Genomic DNA, 494 nt, shown 5'->3' on the forward strand with positions numbered 1-494 from the left:
GTGATTCATGACTGGGGTGAAGTCGTAACAAGGTAACCGTAGGGGAACCTGCGGTTGGATCACCTCCTTACCTTAAAGAACCTGCCTTTGTAGTGCTCACACAGATTGTCTGATGAAAGTAAAGAAGCAAGGCGTCTTGCGATTGAGACTTCAGTGTCCCCTTCGTCTAGAGGCCCAGGACACCGCCCTTTCACGGCGGTAACAGGGGTTCGAATCCCCTAGGGGACGCCACTTGCTGGTTCGTGAGTGAAAGACGCGCGCCGACATATCTCAAAACTCATCTTCGGGTGACGTTTGAGATATTTGCTCTTTAAAAATCTGGATCAAGCTGAAAATTGAAACGACACACAGTTAATGTGTGTTCGAGTCTCTCAAATTTTCGCGACACGAAAATGTTTTACGAAACATCTTCGGGTTGTGAGGTTAAGCGACTAAGCGTACACGGTGGATGCCCTGGCAGTCAGAGGCGATGAAGGACGTGCTAATCTGCGAAA

Annotated in this window: 1 tRNA gene and 1 rRNA gene; both read left to right on the forward strand. The window is 48.8% G+C overall.

Annotation, left to right across the window (positions count from 1 at the left end):
- A 16S ribosomal RNA gene (locus tag PGR09_RS24505) occupies nucleotides 1-70 on the forward strand; the annotation flags it as partial.
- A gap of 85 nt (nucleotides 71-155) precedes the next feature.
- A tRNA-Glu gene (locus tag PGR09_RS24510) sits at nucleotides 156-231 on the forward strand.
- The last annotated feature ends 263 nt before the right edge of the window (nucleotides 232-494 follow it).

This window comes from Klebsiella sp. 141251 (assembly GCF_050600725.1).
In the GTDB taxonomy this organism is placed as follows: domain Bacteria; phylum Pseudomonadota; class Gammaproteobacteria; order Enterobacterales; family Enterobacteriaceae; genus Klebsiella; species Klebsiella aerogenes.